The following is a 673-nucleotide window of genomic DNA, read 5'->3' on the forward strand; positions in this document are numbered from 1 at the left end:
CGGCCTCCGGGCGGGGCGTATCGACCGCTGGCCCCGCCCGTCGCGCTGTATTGACGTTCATCGAATCAGGGCGCATGCTGATGAGGGCGGGGGCGAAGGATTTCGGCCGTCTGTGGGGTCGGCCGGCCGGTGGTCCGGTTGGCCGTTCCGGGGTGCGCACGGCCCGACAGGCGTGCCGCCTCCGGCGCCGCCCGTGCCGTACGACGGAACGTCATCACTCTTTTGGAGGGGCCATGTCCCGCATCCAGCTCGCCCTGCGCGTCGCCGACCTGGAGGGCTCCATCGCCTTCTACTCCAAGCTCCTCGGCGCCGAGCCCGTCAAGCGCCGCCCGGGCTACGCCAACTTCGCCATCGCCTCCCCGCCGCTCAAGCTCGTCCTCATCGAGGGCGAGCAGGGGCAGCCGACCGCGCTGGACCACCTGGGCATCGAGGTTTCCGAGACGGCGGAGGTCACGGCGGCGGCTGACCGGCTCAAGGAGGCCGGCCTGGCCACGTTCGAAGAGAACGACACCGCGTGCTGCTACGCCGTACAGGACAAGGTGTGGGTGCACGGCCCGGGCCGGGAGCCGTGGGAGGTCTACGTCGTGAAGGCGGACGCCGACACCCTCGGCGCCAGCGCGGCGTCATCCCCTCAGGCGCCCGTGGAGGCCGAGCCGAACCCGCCCGCCGCGGC

The 673-nt window shown here is 72.4% G+C and carries 1 protein-coding gene; it reads left to right on the forward strand.

What is annotated here, in order from left to right; all coding sequences use genetic code 11:
* Positions 1-233: 233 nt before the first annotated feature.
* The coding region (locus tag KUM32_RS39445; RefSeq protein ID WP_217146557.1) for an ArsI/CadI family heavy metal resistance metalloenzyme at positions 234-673 on the forward strand (440 nt) is incomplete at its 3' end.

This window comes from Streptomyces sp. AC627_RSS907 (genome assembly GCF_019049165.1).